The 16,130-nt window shown below is 69.8% G+C and carries 16 protein-coding genes; 7 read left to right on the top strand and 9 right to left on the bottom strand.

The window, feature by feature from the left end:
* Positions 1-29: 29 nt before the first annotated feature.
* Genes HUA75_RS10870 through HUA75_RS10860 form a run of 3 tightly spaced genes read left to right on the top strand, consistent with a single transcriptional unit; the run spans position 30 to position 2,808 of the window.
* A complete protein-coding gene (locus HUA75_RS10870; RefSeq protein ID WP_174486320.1) occupies positions 30-788 on the top strand; it encodes an RNA ligase family protein in 759 nt (252 codons plus the stop codon).
* Positions 785-1,981 (top strand): non-canonical purine NTP pyrophosphatase, encoded by a 1,197-nt coding sequence (locus HUA75_RS10865; protein WP_174486319.1) that lies wholly within the window; start codon positions 785-787, stop codon positions 1,979-1,981. Before HUA75_RS10870 ends, HUA75_RS10865 begins: the two co-directional genes overlap by 4 nt.
* Positions 1,978-2,808 carry a nucleotidyl transferase AbiEii/AbiGii toxin family protein gene (locus HUA75_RS10860; protein ID WP_174486318.1) on the top strand — a complete coding sequence of 277 codons (831 nt, stop codon included), beginning with the start codon at positions 1,978-1,980 and terminating at the stop codon, positions 2,806-2,808. Before HUA75_RS10865 ends, HUA75_RS10860 begins: the two co-directional genes overlap by 4 nt.
* Here HUA75_RS10860 and HUA75_RS46595 read toward each other — a convergent pair.
* On the bottom strand, positions 2,792-4,567 hold the full coding sequence (locus tag HUA75_RS46595) for a hypothetical protein (protein WP_254627489.1): 1,776 nt from the start codon (positions 4,565-4,567) through the stop codon (positions 2,792-2,794). The genes HUA75_RS10860 and HUA75_RS46595 overlap by 17 nt on opposite strands.
* 59 nt (positions 4,568-4,626) lie before the next feature.
* Positions 4,627-5,778 carry an AI-2E family transporter gene (locus HUA75_RS10850; protein WP_174486317.1) on the bottom strand — a complete coding sequence of 384 codons (1,152 nt, stop codon included), beginning with the start codon at positions 5,776-5,778 and terminating at the stop codon, positions 4,627-4,629.
* Between the two features lie 153 nt (positions 5,779-5,931).
* Here HUA75_RS10850 and HUA75_RS10845 point away from each other — a divergent pair, with 153 nt between their 5' ends.
* Positions 5,932-6,369 (top strand): hypothetical protein, encoded by a 438-nt coding sequence (locus tag HUA75_RS10845; RefSeq protein ID WP_141649536.1) that lies wholly within the window; start codon positions 5,932-5,934, stop codon positions 6,367-6,369.
* A 28-nt stretch (positions 6,370-6,397) separates the two neighbouring features.
* Here the strand turns inward: HUA75_RS10845 and HUA75_RS10840 are convergent, their stop codons facing one another.
* The 7 genes from HUA75_RS10840 to HUA75_RS10810 all read right to left on the bottom strand — a co-directional run bounded on the left by HUA75_RS10840 (position 6,398) and on the right by HUA75_RS10810 (position 12,782).
* The gene (locus HUA75_RS10840) at positions 6,398-6,514 is read right to left on the bottom strand and encodes an aminopeptidase (protein WP_141649535.1); all 117 of its coding nucleotides are present in this window, start codon (positions 6,512-6,514) and stop codon (positions 6,398-6,400) included.
* Between the two features lie 43 nt (positions 6,515-6,557).
* A complete protein-coding gene (locus HUA75_RS10835) occupies positions 6,558-7,937 on the bottom strand; it encodes a P1 family peptidase (RefSeq protein ID WP_174456650.1) in 1,380 nt (459 codons plus the stop codon).
* 160 nt (positions 7,938-8,097) lie between these two features.
* Positions 8,098-10,344 carry an ATP-grasp domain-containing protein gene (locus HUA75_RS10830; RefSeq protein WP_174456651.1) on the bottom strand — a complete coding sequence of 749 codons (2,247 nt, stop codon included), beginning with the start codon at positions 10,342-10,344 and terminating at the stop codon, positions 8,098-8,100.
* Positions 10,329-10,943 (bottom strand): RDD family protein, encoded by a 615-nt coding sequence (locus HUA75_RS10825; RefSeq protein WP_141647270.1) that lies wholly within the window; start codon positions 10,941-10,943, stop codon positions 10,329-10,331. Before HUA75_RS10825 ends, HUA75_RS10830 begins: the two co-directional genes overlap by 16 nt.
* Before the next feature lie 23 nt (positions 10,944-10,966).
* Complete coding sequence (locus tag HUA75_RS10820) at positions 10,967-11,365, bottom strand: hypothetical protein (protein ID WP_246137646.1); 399 nt, start codon at positions 11,363-11,365, stop codon at positions 10,967-10,969.
* A 174-nt stretch (positions 11,366-11,539) separates the two neighbouring features.
* Positions 11,540-12,508, bottom strand: coding sequence for a porphobilinogen synthase (gene hemB, locus HUA75_RS10815; RefSeq protein WP_254623826.1), 969 nt, complete (start codon positions 12,506-12,508; stop codon positions 11,540-11,542).
* Positions 12,509-12,572: 64 nt separating this feature from the next.
* Positions 12,573-12,782 carry a hypothetical protein gene (locus tag HUA75_RS10810; protein ID WP_141647261.1) on the bottom strand — a complete coding sequence of 70 codons (210 nt, stop codon included), beginning with the start codon at positions 12,780-12,782 and terminating at the stop codon, positions 12,573-12,575.
* Positions 12,783-13,020: 238 nt separating this feature from the next.
* Between HUA75_RS10810 and HUA75_RS10805 the strand changes: the two genes are divergently transcribed.
* The 3 genes from HUA75_RS10805 to HUA75_RS10795 are packed head-to-tail and all read left to right on the top strand — an operon-like array spanning position 13,021 to position 15,978.
* Positions 13,021-13,971: an ABC transporter ATP-binding protein gene (locus HUA75_RS10805; protein ID WP_371746088.1), complete on the top strand. Its 951-nt coding sequence runs from the start codon at positions 13,021-13,023 to the stop codon at positions 13,969-13,971.
* Complete coding sequence (locus HUA75_RS10800; protein ID WP_141647260.1) at positions 13,968-14,804, top strand: hypothetical protein; 837 nt, start codon at positions 13,968-13,970, stop codon at positions 14,802-14,804. The genes HUA75_RS10805 and HUA75_RS10800 overlap by 4 nt, the downstream gene beginning before the upstream one ends.
* A 1-nt stretch (position 14,805) precedes the next feature.
* Positions 14,806-15,978: a hypothetical protein gene (locus HUA75_RS10795; protein ID WP_254627488.1), complete on the top strand. Its 1,173-nt coding sequence runs from the start codon at positions 14,806-14,808 to the stop codon at positions 15,976-15,978.
* Positions 15,979-16,130 lie beyond the last annotated feature (152 nt).

Here is a 16,130-nt window from a genome sequence, read left to right as displayed (position 1 = left end):
TCCGACGCCGAGGGCATAGTCAGGGGGTGGTGACATCCCCTGACGACGCTCCGCGCCCGCTGGGTCGCAAGGCCTACGGCTCGATTCCCCACCTGCCTGGCTCCCGCACCGGCCCCGCGGACAAACACCTGTCGCTGGAGCTTGCGCGAATCTGCACCGAGCGCCTCCGCGATGCGCGTGATTCCGTCATCGTCCTGGAGAAGCTGGACGGCTCGTGTGTCGCCGCGGCCCGACTGGGAGACGAGGTCATCGCGCTGGGACGCGAGGGTCGGCTCGCCGCCCACTCTCCCAACGAGGCCCGTCAGCTCTGGTCCTCGTGGGTCTCCACCCACGCCGAGCGCTTCAAGGCCGTGCTCCAGCCCGGCGAGTGGCTCGTGGGCGAGTGGCTCGCGCTCGCCCACGGCACCCGCTATGCGCTGGCGCACGAGCCCTTCGTCGCCTTCGATTTGATGCGCCAGGGTGCTCGCCTGCCCTGGGTCGAGCTCACCTCCCGCGTCCGCGCGGGTGGGTTCACCATGCCGGGCGTCATCCACGAGGGTGGCCCCCTGAACATCGACACAGCGATGGCACTGCTTCCACCCGGCGGGTTCCACCACGCCCTGGACCCCGTTGAGGGGGCCGTGTGGAGGCTCGAGCGCCAGGACGGCGCGGGTGTCAGGGTGGAGCTGCTGACCAAGTATGTCCGTCGCGACAAGGTGGATGGGAGCCTCCTGCCGGAGAACACCGGGCGTCCCGCCATCTGGAACTGGCGCCCCGCGGCGCTCCCATCGAAGGACGTGCTCCCGTGACTCGGGCCCTCTTCGTCACCGGTAACCAATACAAAGCCGACGAGGTCTCCCGCCTGCTGGCCGGCCTCGACATCACCTGGAAGAAGCTCGCCCTGCCGGGGCTCACCTCGGCGGAGGACGGCACTTCCGCCCCGCTGGACCTCGGCGGCATCGCGAAGCGCAAGGTGCTGGCCGCCCATGCACACCTCGGCGAGCCCTGCTTCGTGGAGACCACCGCCCTGGAGCTGGACGACGGAGAGTGCTTCACCGGCGCCCGCTTCAAGAAGGAGCTACTGGCCCTGGGTGAGCGCGCCTTCTTCGCGAAGCACGGCGGCCGCCGGGGCCGCACCCGCGTGGCGGTGGCCTTCTCCGAGGAAGGGGACCCGACCCGTGTCACCCTCTTCGAAGACGCCATCGAAGGCATGCTGCTCACCGCGCCCCGAGGCGACGGTGGCTACGGCTGGGACGGCGCGTGGTTGCCAGACGGCTACCAGCGCACGCTCGGGGAGATGGCTCGCAACAAGTTCTACCTCAACATGCGGCACCGCCCCTACCTGGAGCTGGCCGACCGACTGCGAATCGCATCTCCGGGTGGCGCTTACGAGGCGCACCTCACCGTCTCCGCCCGCACCGAGGAGGACCTCCAGCGCTTCCGCGCATTCTGCGACGCGGCCTCGGTGAAGTGCATCTTCATCGAGCTGGGTCGAGGCGCCGAGCCCTTCCAGCCCATGACGGCCTCCTACCACCACGGCACGCTCCGACAGGCGCTGGAGGAAGTCAGGGGCATGGCGCGCGCGCTCGCGAGCGAGGGCTTCGACGTGACGCGCATGAAGCTGGAGGCCCTCGGCAAGAACCGCGACATGCCCGAGGACGATGAGACCGCGCGCGCCCAGCCCGCCAACTACTTCGAGTTCCACGTGAAGGCCCTCATCCCCGCGAGCGGCGAGGGACTGGACACGCTGCATGCCCGCTGCACGCGGCACGGCGCCCACCTGTCACGCAACGCACGCAAGCTTCGCGAGGACGGCGCCAGCGAGCGCTTCGTCACGCTCCGCGTCCACCACCTGGGCAAAGCGAACGCCGACGCACGCTTCAACGCACTCCTCGAAGACCTCTCCGGGCTGGGCCTGACGCTGACGCAGCGACTGCGGGAGTTCACCGTCTACGACTCCAACCTCGGGCTCGACCGGGGCTGGCTGGAGACCGCGCCGTGAGCGCACACACCCTTCCCCTGCGCGCGGGAATCGCCGTCCTGCGCCGCCTCGCGCGCTCGCCCGACGCACCCGCTCTCGTCCTCCGGGGTGGGCTGATGATGCGCCGCTGGAGCGGCCCGGTGCCTCGCCCCGTCGAGGACCTCGACTTCCTCGCGGGCATCCCCTTCGACATACGCGAGTCCGTCGACCGGCTGGAGCGACTGCTGCGGGATGACACCGGAGATGGCTTCACCTTCGGCGCCCTCCGCTCCGAGGTCATCTGGGAGGAGACGGAGTTTCCCGGCGTGCGCGTCCACGTGGAGACTCAGTTGCCCGGGGTGCAGTCTCCCTTCGAGCTGCGCATCGACCTGGGCTTCGGCGACCCGATGGAGCCTCCTCCTGAGTGGATCGACTACGAGTCCTCGGACGCGGCTCCCGCACACGTCCTCGCCTGTCGCGCGGAGACACTGTTCGCGTGGAAGGTGCATGGCCTCTTCGAGCGCGGCAAGGGCCGCTTCCGCCCGAAGGACCTCTTCGACGTGTACCTCCTCACGCGGTACGCGCCCCTGGACGCCGCGCTCCTGCCTCCCGCGCTGCGCCTCGCGTTCGACGCACGCGGGGACTCGCTGGCGCTGATGGAGCGGCTGGTCGACAACGACTTCGGTCGCAGCCCGTGGAGCCTGGAGAAGTGGGCGCGCTACCGGGCCAGTGAACCGGAGGGACGCCCCGAGCAGCTCGCGGACGTGGTGACAGCCGTCGCCCAGGCGCTGCGCCCCGTGTGGGAGGTGGCGCGAGCACTACCGCCCCCGCGCCCCGAAGTCGCCCGCCGTGTCAGTACGACGCGGTGAGGCCCCAGTGGATGCTGGAGTACGTGTCTTCGGCCACTCCCCCGTTGTCCCAGCCCGTCCGCGTGCCAGGGCCACTGAAGGTGTCCTTGTAGCGCGACACCTTGAAGCGCACCTGGTAGCCGAACGGGCCCCACAGCTCGCCGGCCACGCCCAGCTCCGCTTCCCAGCCGAACGTCGACACCGAGGTACCGTAGTCACTCACTTCCAGGTCCAGCGCTCCGCCCTCGTCGTCGAAGCCGTGGCCGGGCTGAGGGCTGATGAAGAGCTGTCCCGCCGCCTCCAGGCGCACCTGGCGAATCAACGGCACCGACACCTCCAGGCCCACCGCGGGATACAGGCGATGGGTGCCCGACAGCGGGCTGTCCGCGGACTCGTCCACGTCGAAGGAGCGCGTGAGCAGGCCCGCACGCGCGCCCGCGTAGCCGAGCAGCTGCGACGAGCCCAGGCCGAAGTAGTAGCGATACATCGCCTGCGCGGTGAGGACCGAGTCGGTGGCCACCACCTCGCGCGTGACGGACTGGCCCGCATCGTTGAACAGCGTCACGTTCGTGGACGCGTACCCGCGCCGATAGCCCAGCACCGCGCCCAGGCCCCGCAGCGGCGAGGCGTGTCGGGCCAGCGGCAGCAGCTCCAGCTCCGCGGAGATGCCCAGGTACGGCACCGTCGACTCGTAGTCCGAGCGGTCCCCGAGCTGCTCGTCCTCGCTCTTCCGGTCGAACTCGTCGCAGGACTTCACGCCCGGACGCGCGCAGTACTTGCGCCACGTCGTCGTGCCACCCAGCGTGAGCCGGGCCAGCGGCGGTCGCACGGGCTCATTGCCCACCGTGCCGCCCGAGCCGGTATCCAGCGCCACCTCGAGGAACGGGTCCGTGGTGGTGTGCGACTCCGGGTCCTCGTCCATCGGAGGGGGACCGTCCGTCGGCTGCGGACCGATGGCCACGACCTCCGGCGTCTGCTCAGGCACCTTCGCGGGGCGCTCCGCCGGGGGAAGCGGCTTCGGCGACTCGACGGGGCGCTCCGCGACGGGAGCGGGCACCTCCGGCCTGGGAATCATGATGGAGCCGCCCTCGCCAGGGGCGGGCGGCGGCGTCTTCGGCGGCGGGGCCTCGGCCACGATGGGAGGAGGCGCCACTGGCTCGGCGGGCTGGATCGGCTCGGACGGAGTGACACTCGCGGGCGGCTCGAAGGCGCGGGGAGCGCCCGACAGCGACTCGACAACGGCGAGCACGGCGCTCTTCGCCTCGGCGGAAGACAGCTTGCCTCGGGTCAGCTTCACGTCCTTCTCACCGAGCACGGCGCCGCTTGCATCCAGCACTCGCACCGTCAGGACCGAGGGGCCCACCGTGCCCGTGACGGCCGCGTCCAGCTTCATCCTCGGCGCCACGGCGACGAGCCCTGCATCCGTGAAGAGGGCGGCGCCCTTCAGCCCGTCCTTCTTCGCCAGCGTCGCGTACTGCTTGAGCGACTGCACCTTCACCTGCTTCGCGCGGCGAAGGGCGGACTCGAGCTGTCCGCGCACCTTGCCGCCGCGATCACCCTCCACCGTCAGCACGACGAGGCGCTTGGGCTCCTCCCTGGGCGCGGCCGCCTTGCGAGTCTTGACGGCCTTGGGCTTTGCCTTCGCCTTGGGCGCCACCACCTGGGCTGGCGCCGCGCGCTTCTTCTTGACGACCTGCGCCGACGCCCCCGGAGAGGCCAGCGCCACCGCCACGAAGAGCACCAGGCCCCAGCGAACCATCGCGTGTTGGGTGTTCATCATTCAGGAGTGGAAGGTTCACCCACCCCGCACGCGAAGTCCAGGCTTGCCCGGCCGTCCGGTCAGGCGTTGAGGTGCGCCGGAGCTCCCACCACCGTCTGGCCGGACGCGGAGGACGGCTCCGAATCCAACCCACCGAGGTCCTCCGAGCGCTCCGTCTCCGCGACGTATTGCGCGCGGCCGATGCCCAGGAAGTCGCGGCGGTAGATGCGCACCATGGCCATGAAGATGGAGGCGATGAGCGGCCCCACCAGCAGGCCCATCATCCCGAACACCGCCAGCCCGCCGAACATGGAGAGGAAGACGAGCAGCGGGTGCAGCGCCATGCGAGAGCCGCACAGCCGGGGACGGATGACGTTGTCGATGCTCCCGACCAGGAACGTCCCCCAGGCCAGCAGGAAGACGCCCTCGCTCACCTGGCCCACCGCGATGAGCACCGCGCCAATGGGGCCCCACACCAGCGCCGTGCCGCCCACCGGCACCAGCGCCACCAGCACCATGGCGGCGCCCCACACCCCGGCATGCGGCACACCGGCGATGAGCAGGCCCACGAAGCCCACCGCGCCCTGGATGAGCGCGGTGATGGTGTTGCCGTAGACAATCGCGTAGGCGACGTCGGTGAACTCGCGCGCGAAGGCCTCGAAGTAGCGGCGGTCCAGCGGAATCAACCGCATGACCTCCGCCACCAGCCGGCGACCATCCAGGAAGAAGTAGTACATGGCCACGGTCATCAGGAACATGTTGATAATCAGCTCCGTGCCCGCGCCCACCACGTCCTTCAGGAGCGCCGCGCCGCCCGTCACCGCCGCCATCAACGTGCGCTCCGTCTCCGCGCTCTCCAGCTCCAACCGGATGTAACGGCTCAACCCCCGGGGCAGACTGGACGCGAACTGGTGGCGCAGGTCCACCTGCTCCAACAAATCTTGCGCCTGCCCCACGAACTGGAACACCTCACGCGCCACCATCCACCCCACCAGCGCCAGCGGTGCGAGGATGAGGAAGAACACCGTGAGGGTGGACAACCCGGCGCACAGGGGCTTGCGGCCCCGCAGCTTCTGACACAGGTAGTCCTGCACCGGCATGAACAGGACCACCAGGAAGCCGCCCAGCAACACGGGCATCAGGAACGGCAACAGAATCCTGGAGAACAGAATCAGCGCGAGCGCAAACAGCGCCGCGAACACGTAGTTCGACCACCGCCGCGAATCAGCCACCGCCCCACCCCACCCCGCCCGACGAGCCCACCGACCACCCCCAACCTAGGAATCGCGCTTCCCGACGGGAAGTCCGACATCCCGCACATGAAAACACCGACCCTGAATTCTGGACGTTTCACCCTGACTGGCGTCGCGGTCCTCGCCCTTGCCATGGGCCTGGCCGCCCCGGGTTGTGGAGACGGCGCCACCCCCTGCACCGAGTGTCCGCCCCTGGAAGGTCGCTACCGGATGGCCTTCGGCGACGGCGGCGTACCGGCCGACTGCACCCTGCTGGGCGTGGAGCTGCCCCGGGGACGGCCGCTGGACATCACCCGCTCCGGCGACAGGCTCATCGGCAACCTGGAGGGCGTGGGGCTTCTGGGGAATGTGTCCGCGGAGGGCTCATTCACCCTCGCCGGCTCCCTGGGCGGAGCCATGGATGGCGGGAGGATGGACACCCTGAGCCTCGCCGGTCGCTACACGTCCTTCGAGGGGGACGGCGGCACGGCGCGACTCGATGGGACGTATACCGGCAACTACTCTCGCCCGAGCGGAACGGCGCCCCAGCGGTGCAGCGTCATCGTTCCGTTTTCGGCGACCCGGGAATAGCGCCACGGGCCGCCAACGGAGGACGGGCCTACTTCTTCTTGCTCTCGGCGGCCTTCGCTTCGGCCTTGTTCTTCTTGGCCCGCTTCTTCCAGGCCTGCTTGATCTTCATCTGCACGCGGCGGTGCTTGCTCTTGCTGCGGGCCATCGTTGACTCCTGTGCTCCGGTGTGGAGACGTGAAAAGAGGCGCTTAACTATCAGAACCCGAGGGGCTGCCGGAAGAGGAACCCTCCGAAGGCTGGGAAGGGGCCTGCTCGGCCCCCGGCTCCCCCCCGGAATCGACCTCCGGGGCGGGCCGGGTCGGGAAGGGAATCCCCTCCGCCCCCCGGACCTGGGTGGGTCGGGCGGTGGACACCGTCACCTCCCCCTCCCGGTCCTCGTCGGTGGGCTTCTCCCGTGAGGCGGGGGCGCTGCTCTGCTGGGGCCGCTTCTTCACCGAGGCGAAGATGGGCTTGCAGGCGTCCACGAAGCGGCGGACCTCGTCCAGGGGGAGCGCCGGGCAGTGGTTCCCGTTGGCCCCCGTCATGGAGGTGGCCATGCAGATGGCGTTGAGGATGGCCTCCTCGGTGGCCTCCATCACCGCCTCGTAGAGCGGATCCAGCCGCTGATCCAACAGGAGCTTGAGCTTGTAGACCATCTTCTGCGTGCGCCGCGGGATGATGTTCGCGGTGGAGAAGCCGACGACGATCTCCCCCGAGCCGTGCGCCGCGTAGCTGCCCACCCGGCCGATGCCCAGCCCCACCCGCTTGCACAGGCGGTTGATCTGATGGCTCAAGAGCGGCGCGTCCGTGGCCACCACCGCGATGATGGAGCCGTAGGTCTTGCCCCGGGTGGGGGCGCCCTTGAACTTCTCCGCCAGCACCTCCCCCACGGGCAGGCCGCCCACGCGCAGGTTGTGCATCTTCCCGAAGTTGGACATCACCAGCACGCCCAGCGTGTAGCCGCCGAGCACCTCCGGAAGCTTGCGGGAGGACGTGCCGATGCCGCCCTTGAAGTCGCACGTCACCATGCCGGTGCCACCGCCCACGTTGCCCTCGGCCACCGGGCCGGAGGCGGCGTTGCGGATGGCCTCGAACACATGCTCCTCGCGCACGTGCCGGCCGGAGATGTCGTTGAGCCAGGAGTCGTCGCACTCGCCGACGACGGGGATGATGACGTCGTGCTCGTCGCCGATGCCCGGGTAGCGCTCCACCAGGTGGCGCGCCACGCCGTCCGACACCGCGCCCACCGCCATGGTGTTGGTGAGAAGAATCGGCGTCTCGATGAGGCCCCACTCCATGAGCTGCGTCATGCCGGAGACCTCGCCCGCGCCATTGAGCACGAAGCCTCCGCCCGTCATCCGCTCCATGAAGATGTTGCCCATGTTGGGCATGATGGCCGTCACACCCGTGCGCACCGGACCGTGGCCCGGTCTCAGCGGGCCCTCGCCCTTGATGAGCGTGCAATGGCCTACGAGCACGCCCTCCACGTCGGTGATGGCGTTGTATTTCCCGGGCTTGAAGCGGCCCAGCGGAAGACCCAGCTCGCGAGCGCGAACCCGCGGTCCCTTGTACTCGGGGATGTGCACCATGCCGGGCACACTAGCGGACCATCACCCACCGTCAACCACTCCGAACGCGTAATAACTTCAGGCGCACGAATGAAAACGCGGCCTCGCTCCGCGTGAAAACGGGAGCGGGCAGCGTGCAGGTCCGCGCGGCCCCGAACATCCGGGGCTTCACGCGCTGTCGTCAGGCCTTGGCTTCGATGCGCGGGGGCGCGTCACCGTGCTGCGAAGTCGTACCGTTGCCGTTCCCCCCGTTGCCGTTGCCACCGTTGCCGTTCGGCGTGGTGACGACAGGAGCCGCGACAGGCGCCGGGACGAGCGCGCCGGGCTCGTCCAGCGGGTGGGCCTTGTGGTGGTGGTGCGGCACGGTGGAGGCGTGCTCGGTCGCGGCGCGGCGGGCCTCGCGCTCCTTGTAGCGGCGGATGGCGGGGGCCATGATTTCGCCGATGAGCGCGCGGTAGTCCATGCCCGCGCCCTGCGCGATGAGCACCAGGTCGCTCCAGCCCGGCGTGAGGCCCGGCAGCGGGTTGCACTCGATGAAGTAGATGCGGCCCTTGTCGTCCATGCGGAAGTCGATGCGCGCGACGTCGCGGCACCCCAGCGCCATGAACGAGCTTCGCGCCGCCGTGCGCAGCTTCTCCAGCAGCGAGGGCTCCAGCTTGGCGGGCGCGTCGTAGCGGATGCGGTCCGTCCAATCCAGCTTGTGCTGGAAGCTGTAGACGGGGTTCTTCTCGCCCTTGTCCAGGAAGACGATCTCCATGGGAGGCAGCACGCGCGGACGGCGCTCGCCGAGCAGGCCCACGGTGAACTCGCGCCCGCCGATGTACTCCTCGATGAGCGCGGGCTGCTGGTACTTGCCGGCGATTTCACGCACGACTTCGCGCAGCTCCGCCTCGCTGTGGCAGACGCTCTTGGTGACGACGCCCTTGGAGCTGCCCTCCGCCACCGGCTTCACGATGAGCGGGAAGGAGGTGAACTCCTTGTTGAGCCGCTCCTTGCCCGTGGCCATCAGCTGGAAGTTGGGCGTGAGGATGCCCGCCTGACGGACGATCTTCTTCGCCAGCGCCTTGTCCAAGGCAATCGAGAGCGTGGCCGGATCGCTTCCCGTGTACGGGATGTCCAGCAGCTCCAGCATCGCGGGCACCTGGCTCTCGCGGTTGCGGCCCTTGAAGCCCTCGGCGATGTTGAAGACGATGTCCAACGGCGTGCTGGAGAGTACCGTGGGCAGTTCCGCGGTGGCCTCCAGGTCGATGACCTCGTGGCCCCAGGACGCAATCGCCTCGCGGATGGCCTGCAGCGTGTTGGGCGAGTCGTACTCCGCCTCGCTGTCCTCCACCGCCTCCGCGTTGGCCATGGGCTTCACGCGCTTGACGTTGTAGGTGAAGCCCACGCGCAAGGGCCCTGTCTTGCGAGCGGGCTTGCCCTGCCGCCGCGCGGAGTCCTTGATTTTGTACCGCTTCGCCGCGCTCTGGATGATGGAGTTGATGACGCCATCGAGGTGCAGACCGTCCAGCTCCGCCGACGCGTAGATGCCCGCGCCCGGCTCCAGGCTGGGCAGCGCGTTGATCTCCAGGAAGTACGGCACGCCCGCGTCGCTGAGCCGGAAGTCGATGCGGCCCAGATCGCGGCAGTCGAGCGCCTGGTAGATCTTCTGCGCCATCTTCCGGATGTCTTCCGCCGTGCGGAGCGGAATCTGCGCCGGAGCGCGCACGGTGACGGCGTTGTCCTTCTTCGTCTTCAGCTCATAGTCGTAGATGGCGTACCGGCGGCCCGCGGTGACGGCCGGGTCCACCACGTACTCCACCGGCGTGAGGACGCCGTCGTAGTCGTTGTCCACCGCCGCCAGGAAGGGCACCGCCAGGTCGCGGCCGGGGATGTACTCCTCCACCAGCACGCCCGCCGGGTACTTCTCCAGCGCGATGGCCACCTTGGCGCGCACCTCGTCCAGCGTCTCCGCGATGGAGTCCTGGGTGATGCCCTTGGAGGAGCCCTCGAAGTTGGGCTTCACGATGACGGGGAAGCGCAGGTTCTCCGCGGTCAGCTCGCTGAGCTTCTCCACGTACTGCCAGCCCGGAGTGCGGATGCCCTGCTTGGCCAGGACGAGCTTGGTGAGCTGCTTGTCCAGCGTCACCGCCAGCGCGTACGCGTCCGAGCCCGTGTACGGGAAGCCCAGCTCATCGAAGAGCGCGGGATAGAACGCCTCACGGAAGCGCCCCCGGCGTCCCTCGGCGGTGTTGAAGATGAGGTCGGGGCTGTAGGCCTCCAGCCGCGCCACGGTGCGCGAGGCGGGACCACTCACCTCGAAGCGCTCCAGCCGATGCCCCAGTCGCTCGATGGCCGCCGCCAACGCGTTGACCGTCTCCTGGGTATCGAACTCCGCTTCCTCTTCCGAATCAGACAGCCGCAGGTTGTGGGTCAGCGCGATGCGCACGGGAGCCCCCTTCTCTTCTTGAGCGAGCGACCGCGGCGCATCTTCGCCGCGGACATGAGTCTGCCCGGTGCACGCTGGTGCGCCACGGGGTCGCGGGCTGCAACGGTTGCGCCCGCCACAACCTTCCCATCCACCACCTGCGTCTGCGCCCAGGTGTCACCGAGCCGCCAGCCAAGCGGGTCTCTCACCACGCGCCACGCCTCGATGCCGCCAATGACGACGAGCCCCGCCACCGCCGCCACCGCGCCCAGCGGCGCCGGCATCATCCCCAGGAGGACGATGAGCGACAGCGGTGCGTTGCGAAGCGTGCTGTCCCGGTGGCGCGCCGCCGAGCGCGTGGGCAGGTGCATCACCTTCACGCCGAAGATGCGCTTGCCCACGCTCTGGCCCTGAATCATCCCGTCCGCGAGAAGGAGGAACAGCAGCGCCACCACGGCGCCCGCCGCGCCACACACCACGTACAGGCCCCAGGCCACGCCCACGTCCACCACGCGCGCGCCCAGCCGCAGCCACAGCGACGCCTTGGGATACGGCGAGCCCGGCGCGGCGTCCTCCACCACCAGCCGCAGCGCACGCCCACCTCCCCGGCTGGAGGCCATGAAGATCCGCTCGCGTTGCGCGCTCACTCCTCGGGCTCCAAGGTGAGACCCTCCTCGTGAGGCTCCGGCTCGTCCAACCCCGCCAGCCGCGCGAGCCGCTCATGCGCGCTCAACGGATGGAAGGGAGCATGGGAACCCGAGGCGGGCGCCCAGGCATTCCCCGCCGCCGTCGGTCCCGACTCGGACAGCCGCAAGAGCTTCGAGCGCGCGGCGTCCACGTCCGGCTCCGCCGCCACACCCTCACGCGTGAAGAAGAGGAACGCCATGGCTGGCCGCTTGGAGGACTCGCGCATCGCGAACTGCACGCCGTCCAGGTTCCAGCCCTTCGCCGTCCACTCATTCAGGGTGCGCTCCAGCGCTCCCTCGTCCACCGTGGACAGCTCCACCACTTTGTACTGCAACGAAACAGAAGTACGAACCACGGGGGAACGCCCGGTACCGGGGCGCCGAGCCGAGCCGCGCCTGCGTTGGGGCGGGGGCTTCTCCGACTTGCGTCTGGGACGCTTCTTCTTGGTGGGCATCGTGCGCGAGCTATTTGGACGCAACACCCGCGGCGGATCAAGCGGCAACCCGCGCGCGGGGGCGGCGGCTGTTGCCTACAGGAGCTTCGCGGCTTCCAGCGCGTGGTAGGTGATGATGAGGTCCGCGCCGGCACGCTTGATGCCGGTGAGCGTCTCCAGCATGACACGCTCGTAGTCGATCCAACCGTTCTGCCCGGCGGCCTTGAGCATGGCGTACTCGCCGGAGACGTTGTAGGCGGCCAGCGGCAAGTCGAAGCGCTCGCGCACGGCGCGGATGACGTCCAGGTAGGCCAGCGCGGGCTTCACCATCAGCATGTCGGCGCCCTCCTCCACGTCCAGCGCCACTTCGCGCAGGGCCTCGCGCACGTTGCCCGGGTCCATCTGGTAGCCCCGGCGGTCGCCGGACTTGGGAGCGCTCTGGGCGGCCTCACGGAAGGGGCCGTAGTAGCCGGAGGCGTACTTGGCCGCGTAGGAGAGGATGGGGATGTCGGTCAGGCGCACCTCGTCCAGCGCGCGGCGGATGGCGCCCACCCGGCCGTCCATCATGTCCGAGGGCGCGATGATGTCCGCGCCCGCCTGGGCGCAGGTGACGGCCATCTGCGCGAGCAGGGGCAGCGTGGCGTCGTTGACGACGTGGCCCCCCTCCAGCACGCCGCAGTGGCCGTGGTCGGTGAACTCGCACAGGCACACATCGGCGATGACCTGGAGGTCGGGCTCGGCGGCTTTGATTTCGCGGATGGCGCGCTGGACGATTCCGTCGCGCGCGTACGCCTGGGAGCCGAGGGCATCCTTGTGGTCGGGGATGCCGAAGAGGATGACGGAGGGCACGCCCAGCGACTTCGCCTGGCGGGCCTCGGCGACGGCGTGCTCCACGGACAGGTTGAAGATGCCCGGCATGGAGGTGATGGGACGGCGCACGTCCCGGCCTTCCACGACGAAGAGGGGGTAGATGAAGTCCCCCGGGTCCAGGCGCGTCTCGCGGACCATCTCACGCAGGACGGGCGAACGGCGCAGGCGGCGGGGGCGATGGACGGGATGGGCCATGGTGGACGCCGATATAAACCGACGACGCCCGACCTTCATCGTTTCCGTGTGGCCGCCCGGCCGCTCACCCTGCGGCGGGCCGCCAGCTGTACTGATGGCGCAGCCGCTCCCGGGCGTGGCGCTGGGCCCGCACCTCCGCGATGTCCGCCTCGTGCAGCGCCCTCGCGTAGCGCACCCGCGCCGCCTCGGTGCCCGCCGACAGGCCGCGCTCGGCGGCCACCAGCTCCCGACGGGCTTCGTCCCGTTGCTGCTCCACGCGTTCTTCGTACGTCATCATTCCTCCTGCCTGGGGTGTGCCGTGGGGGATTGCACGGGACGGACCACCCGCAACCCCACCGCAAGCTGGCGAAACGACGAGGTGTCGCGGCGCGGCAGGGACGGCAGGCGTGCGAAACCCATTTCCCAGGGCCGCGAAAACGCCGTCGCGGAAGACAGCGGCGTGCGCCCGCCCGGCCGCCCTTTCCGACCGTCCGCTCGGAAGCAATCGCCGCCCGCCCCGCTCGTCTACATTCGTGACCGTGACAGACAGCACACCCGCCATCGAAGTGACGAACCTGAGCAAGACGTATCGCCGCGCGTTCCGGAAGACAGGGACCGTCGCCCTCAGGGGCATGGACTTGTCGGTTCCCCAAGGAAGTGCCTTCGGGTTGATTGGCCCCAACGGCGCCGGCAAGACGACCTTCATCAAGAGCATCCTCGGCATCGTCCAGCCGACGGAGGGCACCGTGCGCGTGCTGGGGGGCTCCCCCGAGGACGCCCGCATCCGAGCGCGCATCGGCTACCTGCCCGAGCGCCTGCACCTGCCCCACGCATGGACGCCCACGGCGTTCCTCGCCACGGTGGGCCGGCTCAAGGGGCTGGCACCGGATCCGGCGGGGAACCTGCGCCTGCTGGAGCGGGTGGGCCTGTCGGACGCCGTGGACCGGAAGATTGGGGGGTACTCCAAGGGCATGCGTCAGCGGCTGGGTCTGGCGGCGGCGCTCATCGGGAAGCCGGACTTGCTGGTGCTGGACGAGCCCACGGACGGCATCGACCCCATGGGGCGCATGGAGGTGCGGCGCATCCTCCAGGAAGAGGTCCAGCGGGGCACGACGCTCTTCCTGAACTCGCACCTGCTGGCGGAGACGGAGCGCGTCTGTGATCGGGTGGCCATCCTCGCGGACGGGCGCGTGCTGCGTGAGGGGCGGCTGGACGAGCTGGTGAGGGGCGAGTCGCGGTGGTTGGCGCGCTTCGCGCCCGGGGTGAGCGTGGAGGCGCTGACGCAGGCGGGCTTCGTGCAGGGCCGGGCCGACGGCGTGTACCACGTGGACGCGGGGGACCCCGCGGTGCTCAATGTCGCGCTGGACCGGGCGCGCGCGGCGGGGGCGCTGCTGGTGGAGCTGCGGCGAGACGGCATGGATTTGGAGTCGGTGTTGCTGGGCACCGTGGGCGCCGGGGCGTCGCGGGTGGAGGTGGCGGCATGAGGCCGGTGCTGGGAATCGCCGGGTACGTGTTGCGCGAGGCGGCGTCGCGCAAGTTCATCCTCGCGTTCATGGTGGGAATCACCCTGGTGCTGGCGGTGGTGGCCGTGAGCCTGCGCCTGGAGGTCATCGACGGGGCCCTGGCGGCCTCACGCCTGTTCGGCAAGGAGCTTCGCGGGAACATCCAGTCCATCGACGTGGCGCTGCGCCCGGTGTACCAGGCGGCGGCGTTCATCGTGTTCTATGGCGGCATCCTGTTCGGCATCGTCGCGTGCTCGGACTTCGCGCCGGGGTTGATGTCGCCGGGGCGCATCGAGCACCTGCTCGCGCTGCCCATCCAGCGCTGGCACCTGCTGGCGGGGACCTTCCTCGGGGTGATGACGCTCGCGCTGGGCGGAACGCTGTATGGCACCACGGGGCTGGTGCTCATCTTCGGTGTGAAGGCGGGGTACTGGACGGTGGGGCCACTGGTGGCGGGGCTGATGGCGTGCGTGGGCTTCGCGGCGGTCTACGCGGTGATGTTGACCACCGCGACGCTGGTGCGCAGCGCGGCGCTGTGCGCGGCCTCGGGCTTCGCCTTCATGGTGGGAGGCATCATCGCCGGACACCGGCAGGACATCTCGACCTTCTTCGAGGAGGGCTTGAGCCGGAGCGCCTTCCTGGCGGTGACGCTGGTGCTGCCCCGACTGTCCGCGCTGGCGGAGGCGGCGGGAGACATCGCGTCGTCCACGCCCCTGGAAGTGCGCTCGCTGGGGACGCTGCTCCTGGGCGTGTTCGTGTTCGGGCTGGGGGCGCTCGCGGTGGGCTTCTGGCGGTTCGAAGGAAAGGATTACTGACATGGAGAAGCGCCAGAAGCGGCGGGTGTGGTTGGTGATGGCGGCGCTGCTGTTCGTCGTGGCCGCGCTGCTGATGTTCCTGGGTCAGGGTGAGGAGAAAGGGCCCGCGGCCCTCGAGGTGGACTTTCCCCGACGGATGCGCGCGCCGGACCGCGAGCGCGCGGAGCGCCGGAGGACCCAGGTGCTTCCGACGGTGGCACCGACGGACTCGGGGACGGCGGCCGAGCCCTCGCGCCCCAGGGACCCGCTCCTCGCGGCGCTGCCTCGTGGACCGGGCAAGACGGCGGTCATCATCGAGGCGAACGCGCTGAGGCACTCGCCCATCGGCGGGCTGCTGCTGGACTGCCTGATGCGGGACGGCGGCAAGCAGTTGGAGGAGTTCCGGCAGAAGAGCGGCGTGGACCCGCTCCAGGACCTGGACCGGCTGGTCGTCACGGATGAGGGGATGATGCTGTCGGGCAACTTCGAGAACGCGCGGTTCAAGGACTTGCTGGGCGAGCGCGTGTCCGCCGACTACGGCGAGGGCGCGCGGGTGTACGAGGCGGGCGAGTCCAGCGTCACGAACCCGGACGGCACCACCGTGAAGCGGCGGGACACGTCCGCCATCGCGACGTGGAACAACCAACTGCTCGTGGTGGGCAAGTCGCCGGACGAGGTGAAGGCGGCCATCGACCGCGTGGAGGGGCGCGGGCCGGACGAGCCCCCCGCCATCTCCGAGAGCAGCACGTATGGCGAGATGTACGGCGTGCTCTCCGTGGAGATGATCGCCCGGCTGTTTCCTCCGGAGCAGGCCGCGCTGGCCCAGCGGCTGCGCGACGTGGCGCAGAACGTGGAGTTGCACCTGGACGCCAGCTCGGACGTGGCGCTGGTGGCGGAGGTGAAGGGCCCGAGCGCCGACGACGTGACGGACCTGGGCAAGTCCCTGGGCGCCGCGCTCTCGCTCGCGCGCATCAAGGCCCAGGCGGGTGAGGACAAGGACCTGGCCCAACTGCTCGACTTCGCCAAGGTGAAGCCCGACGGAGACTCCTTCACGCTGGAGATGGCCGTCCCCCTGGCCGTCATCCAGGAGCGCCTGGCCTTCTGTCGCGAGGAGCGTCGGGCCGCCGAAGAGGGCCGCGCCCCCGAAACGGGAACCCAGGCGGGGGTCGAGCAGGCCCCGGCGCCCGTGCGGTAGTCAGGCCGCTCACGTCGGGCCTCCTCCCCTCCTCGGAGCCACCGAGCGGATGCCCCCCGAGCGGACGAGGGGTCGGGCATTGTGGCCAAGCCGCTGTGATCTCTGCGACACTTCGCCGCGCCCGGCCTGCCTCACTTCTCGAGGCAGCCCAG

Origin of the sequence: Myxococcus sp. CA040A, from assembly GCF_013336725.1 — a bacterium.
Lineage (GTDB): Bacteria > Myxococcota > Myxococcia > Myxococcales > Myxococcaceae > Myxococcus > Myxococcus llanfairpwllgwyngyllgogerychwyrndrobwllllantysiliogogogochensis.
The sequence above is the reverse complement of the archived record's forward strand: the minus strand, read 5'-3'. Positions and strand labels throughout refer to the sequence as shown.